The sequence below is a fragment of the Streptomyces katrae genome (assembly GCF_000966975.1).
Lineage (GTDB): Bacteria > Actinomycetota > Actinomycetes > Streptomycetales > Streptomycetaceae > Streptomyces > Streptomyces katrae.
Map to the genome: position 1 here is coordinate 1 of NZ_JZWV01000405.1, position 4,853 is coordinate 4,853.

Here is a 4,853-nt window from a genome sequence, read left to right on the forward strand (position 1 = left end):
GTCAGGGGCGGAGCCCCTGGGAACGGAGGAAGGGCGGGTAGGGGACCTCAGCCCGCGCAGCGGCCCCGCCCAGCCGCACCCGGCACGCGACATCAACCACCGACCCCCGAACGGAGTTCCATGACCCCCGCCACCCCCTCGGACGAGATCCGCCACCGTTTCGAGAACGGCGTCTCCTGGATCACCCTCAACCGCCCCGACGCCATGAACGCCCTCACCTGGGACCAGCGCGAGCGCATCATCGCCCTGCTGGCCGACGCCTCCGCCGACCCCGCCACCCGGGCGGTCGTCCTCACCGCCACCGGCAAGGGCTTCTGCGCCGGCGCCGACCTCCGAAGCGGCGGCGGCGCCCCCGCCACCACCGACCGCGTCGCCGGCGACGTCGCCCGCATGATCCGGCTCGGCGCGCAGCGCCTCGTCACCGCGGTCCTCGACTGCGAGAAACCCGTCATCGCCGCCGTCAACGGCACCGCCGCCGGCATCGGCGCCCACCTCGCCCTCGCCTGCGACCTCGTCATCGCCGCCGAACCGGCCCGCTTCATCGAGGTGTTCGTCCGCCGCGGCCTCGTCCCCGACGGCGCCGGCGCCTACCTGCTGCCCCGCCTCCTCGGCCCCCAGAAGGCCAAGGAGCTGATGTTCTTCGGCGACGCCGTCCCCGCCGCGGAGGCCGCCCGCCTCGGCCTGGTCAACAAGGTGGTCCCGGCCGACGAGCTGGAGGCGGCCGCCCGGGAGTGGGCCGAGCGGCTCGCCCAGGGCCCCACCCGCGCCCTCGCGCTCACGAAGCAGCTGGTCAACGCCTCCCTGGACGGCGACCGCGCGACGGCGCTCGCCGCCGAGGCCACCGCCCAGGAACTCAACATGACCACCGCCGACGCCAACGAGGGCGTCGCCAGCTTCGTGGAACGCCGCACCCCCAAGTACCTCGGCCGCTGAAGGGCGGGGGCAGGGCCCCCTACATCCGCGGATCCGGCCTCAGTACCGCGAACACCGCCCCCGCCGGGTCCGCCGCCCAGGCGATCCGCCCGACGTCCGGCACGTTCGCCGCCGGCATCAGCACCGCACCCCCGGCCCCCTCGACCTTCGCCACGACCGCGTCCGCGTCCGCCACGTGGAAGTACGGCACCCAGCGCGACGGGATCGTCGACGCCCCGCCCGCCCCCTCCCCCTGCGGCGCGACCCCGCCGAAGGAGGTCTGCTGCTGGTCGCCCTCGGCGAGGCTCAGCACCCGGTACGTCATCCCCGGCGCCTCCATCTCCGCCGACCGCCACCCGAACACCCCGCCGTAGAACCGCAGGGCCGCCTCCGGGTCCGGTACGTGCAGCTCGACCCACACCAGGCTGTTCTCCGCCGAGGCCACCTCCAGCCCCGCCGTCTTCCCGGGCTGCCAGCAGGCGAACCGCGCGCCCTGCGGGTCGGTGAACTGGGCGAGCCAGCCCTCCCCCATCACGTCCATCGGGGCCACCCGCACCTGCCCGCCCGCGCGCATCACGGCGTCGGCGGTGGCCCGGATGTCGGGACTCTGGAAGTACACGGTCCACGCCGAGTCTCCGTCCTCCTCCGTCAGCGGTCCGAGCGCGGCCACGGTCCTGCCGCCCTGCTGGAAGAACCCGTAGCCGCCCGCCTCGGGCCCGGCGGAGACGAAGTCCCAGCCGAAGACCTCCCGGTAGAACGCGGCGGCCGCGCCGGTGTCGGGGCTGCCGAGGTCGAGCCAGTTGGGTGATCCGGTACGGAAGTCGGTGCCGAGCATCAGGTCCTCCACGGGTGGGCGGGCGGCGTCACGCAGTCGCTCGCCACCATGCCCACCCCCCACCCGCCGCGCGGCGTACGGACCGCCACGCCCGCCCGGATTCACCCGTTCGGCGCCGCCCCGCCCGGCCCTCGCCCACTCCCCTCCCCGCGCCCTCCCCGAGCCCTCCCCGCTCCCTTCCCACCCCTTCTCATCTGACGAACCGTCAGGTTCAATCGAAGGGTGATGGGACACGCAGGGATGGCGGCCACCGTCGTCCGATACCTCAGGTCAGCCGGCTCCCCCACCTCCTCGGCCCGGGAGCCCGACTCCGCTCACGTCGACGCCCTCCCGCGCCCCGACCTGCGGGCCGTCGGGGAGGACGAGCGCGCGCCCGTCAGCCCCGCCGAGTTCCGGGCCGTCCTGGGCAACTTCGCGAGCGGGGTCACGGTCATCACCGCCCCGCCCGCCGAGGGCGAGGAGGGCCCGGCCGGCTTCGCCTGCCAGTCCTTCGCCTCGCTGTCCCTCGACCCGCCCCTGGTCACCTTCATGGTGGCCCGCACCTCGACCACCTGGCCGCGCATCGCCCGCGCCGGGGTGTTCTGCGTGAACATCCTCGGGCGTGAACATCCTCGGCGCCGACCAGGGCGAGCTCTGCCGCGCCTTCGCCGTCAGCGGCGCCGACAAGTTCGCCGGGGTCTCCCACCGGCCCGCCCCGGCCACCGGATCCCCGCAGCTCGACGACGTACCGGCCTGGATCGACTGCCGGATCCACGCCGTCCACACCGGCGGGGACCACCTCATCGTCGTCGGCCGGGTCGAGGCCATGGGCGCGGAGGGCGAGGGCGACCCCCTCCTCTTCCACAAGGGCCGCTTCGGCCGCCTGGCCGACTGACCCCGGACAGCCGGACAGCCGGACACCCGGACACCCGGAGAGACCGGTGGCCCGGCGCGCTCCAGCGCGCCGGGCCACCGCCACACCCCGGACCGGCCTCAGAAGGTGAGGACCCCGCGCGCCACCCGCCCGTGGTGCGCGTCGTCCGCCGCCTTCGCGAAGTCCTCCACCGGGTAGACCTCCGTCACCAGCTCGTCCAGCAGCAGCTCACCCCGCCGGTACAGCTCGGCGTACAGCGCGATGTCCCGCTGGGGCCGTGAGGACCCGTACCGGCAGCCCATGATCGTCTTGTCCAGGTACATCGAGGAGACGAGGAAGGACGCCTCCTCCTTGAAGCCGGGGACCCCCAGCAGTACCGCCTGCCCGTGCCGGTCGAGGAGGTCGATCGCCTGCCGGATCAGCTTGACGCTGCCCACGCACTCGAAGGCGTGGTCGGCGCCGGTCGGCAGGATCTCGCGGACGGCCGCCGAGGTGCCGGCGAGGTCCCCGGCCGCCGAGGCGTCCACGAAGTGCGTCGCGCCGAACTGCCGGGCCACCCCCTCCTTCGCCGGGTTCGCGTCCACCGCGACGATCACCGACGCCCCCGCGATCCGGGCGCCCTGGATGACGTTGAGCCCGATCCCGCCCGTCCCGATGACCACGACGGTCTCCCCGAGCCCCACCTTCGCCCGGTTCAGCACGGCCCCCACCCCGGTGAGCACCCCGCAGCCGATCAGCGCGGCCGAGGTCATCGGGATGTCCTCGGCGATCTTCACCGCCTGCACGGCCTTGACCAGGGTCCGTTCCGCGAAGGCCGAGTTCGACGCGAACTGGAACAGCGGCTGCCCGCCCCGCGAGAACGGCCGGTCGGGCATCCCGATCGCCCTGCGGCACATCGTGGGCCGGCCGCGGTCGCAGTCCGCGCAGGCCCCGCAGTTGGCGAGGGTGGACAGGGACACGTGGTCACCCGGCGCCACGTGCGTCACACCCGCCCCCACCGCCTCGACCACCCCGGCGCCCTCGTGCCCCAGCACCACCGGCGACGGGAAGGGGATCGTCCCGTCGATCACCGACAGGTCGCTGTGGCACAGCCCGGCCGCGCCGATCGCGACCAGCACCTCCCCCGGCCCCGGGTCCCGTATCTCCAGGTCCCCGACCACCTGGGCCTGCTTGCCGTCGAACACGACGCCCCTCATCTGGGCTCCTTAGGCAGGCCGAGCACCCGCTCGGCGATGATGTTCCGCTGGATCTCGTCCGAGCCGCCGTAGATCGTGTCGGCCCGGGTGAACAGGAACAGGCGCTGCTCCTCGTCGAGCCCGAGCTCGTACGGGCCTCCCCGCGCCCAGAGCCCCGGCCCGGCCGTGGCCCGCGCGCCCCGGACGGCCACCGCCAGCTCCCCGAGCCGCCGGTGCCAGCCGCCCCACAGCAGCTTGGCCACGCTGGGCGCCCCCGCGTCCCCGGCGTCCCCGGCCTCCCCCAGGGTCCGCAGGGCGTTCCACCGCATGGTGCGCAGCTCGGCCCACTGCCGTACGAGGCGTTCGCGCAGCACCGGATCGGGTGCGCCCGAGGCCGCGTACGCCTTGACCACCCGCTCCAGCTCCGCCGCGAACCCGATCTGCTGGACGAGGGTGGAGACCCCGCGTTCCAGGGCGAGCAGCCCCATGGCCACCGTCCAGCCGTTGCCCTCGCCGCCGACGACCTCCTCGGCCACGGCCCCGTCGAAGTAGACCTCGTTGAACTCCGCCGTCCCCGACATCTGCCGGATCGGCCGGACCTCCACCCGTCCCGGCTGGTCCATCCGTACGAGGAGGAAGGACAGCCCGTGGTGGCGCCGGGACCCGGCCTCGGTCCTCGCCAGGACGAAGCACCAGTCGGCCTCGTGGGCCAGGGAGGTCCAGATCTTCTGCCCGGTGACGCGCAGCCGCCCGTCCGCCGGGTCGCGCACGGCGGCGGTGCGCAGGCCGGCGAGGTCGGAGCCGGCGTCGGGTTCGCTGTAGCCCTGGCACCACAGCTCCTCGCCGCGGGCGATGCCGGGCAGGAAACGGGCCTGCTGCCCGGGGGTGCCGTAGGCGAGGAGGGTGGGGGCGAGGAGGTTCTCGCCGATGTGGCCGACCCGGCCGGGGGCGCGCGCGGCAGCGTACTCCTCGGCCCACACCACCTGTCCGGGGAGGGAGAGCCGCTGCTGCCCGTAGGCGCCGGCGGGGGCGTCCCAGCCGGTGCCGATCCAGCCGCCGCGGCCGAGTTCCCGTTCCT

The 4,853-nt window shown here is 74.7% G+C and carries 4 protein-coding genes and 1 pseudogene; 2 read left to right on the forward strand and 3 right to left on the reverse strand.

Annotated features, from left to right (window positions below; all coding sequences use genetic code 11):
* Window positions 1–120: 120 nt before the first annotated feature.
* Complete coding sequence (locus VR44_RS15715) at window positions 121–933, forward strand: enoyl-CoA hydratase/isomerase family protein (RefSeq protein ID WP_045948114.1); 813 nt, start codon at window positions 121–123, stop codon at window positions 931–933.
* A gap of 19 nt (window positions 934–952) precedes the next feature.
* On the opposite strand, the gene VR44_RS15720 is transcribed toward VR44_RS15715, so the two are convergent.
* Window positions 953–1,747 (reverse strand): VOC family protein, encoded by a 795-nt coding sequence (locus tag VR44_RS15720; RefSeq protein WP_045948117.1) that lies wholly within the window; start codon window positions 1,745–1,747, stop codon window positions 953–955.
* Window positions 1,748–1,987: 240 nt separating this feature from the next.
* Here VR44_RS15720 and VR44_RS15725 point away from each other — a divergent pair.
* Window positions 1,988–2,621: pseudogene (locus VR44_RS15725) on the forward strand (flavin reductase family protein).
* A 98-nt stretch (window positions 2,622–2,719) separates the two neighbouring features.
* Here VR44_RS15725 and VR44_RS15730 read toward each other — a convergent pair.
* Together VR44_RS15730 and VR44_RS15735 are read right to left on the reverse strand one after the other, a co-directional pair.
* Window positions 2,720–3,796 carry a Zn-dependent alcohol dehydrogenase gene (locus VR44_RS15730; protein WP_045948115.1) on the reverse strand — a complete coding sequence of 359 codons (1,077 nt, stop codon included), beginning with the start codon at window positions 3,794–3,796 and terminating at the stop codon, window positions 2,720–2,722.
* The coding region (locus VR44_RS15735) for an acyl-CoA dehydrogenase family protein (protein WP_045948116.1) at window positions 3,793–4,853 on the reverse strand (1,061 nt) is incomplete at its 5' end. The genes VR44_RS15730 and VR44_RS15735, both read right to left, overlap by 4 nt.

Coding starts and splice junctions, on each gene's coding strand:
- VR44_RS15720 (WP_045948117.1), bottom strand. CDS start 1,747: ATGCTCGGCACCGACTTCCGTACCGGATCACCCAACTGGCTCGACCTC.
- VR44_RS15715 (WP_045948114.1), top strand. CDS start 121: ATGACCCCCGCCACCCCCTCGGACGAGATCCGCCACCGTTTCGAGAAC.
- VR44_RS15730 (WP_045948115.1), bottom strand. CDS start 3,796: ATGAGGGGCGTCGTGTTCGACGGCAAGCAGGCCCAGGTGGTCGGGGAC.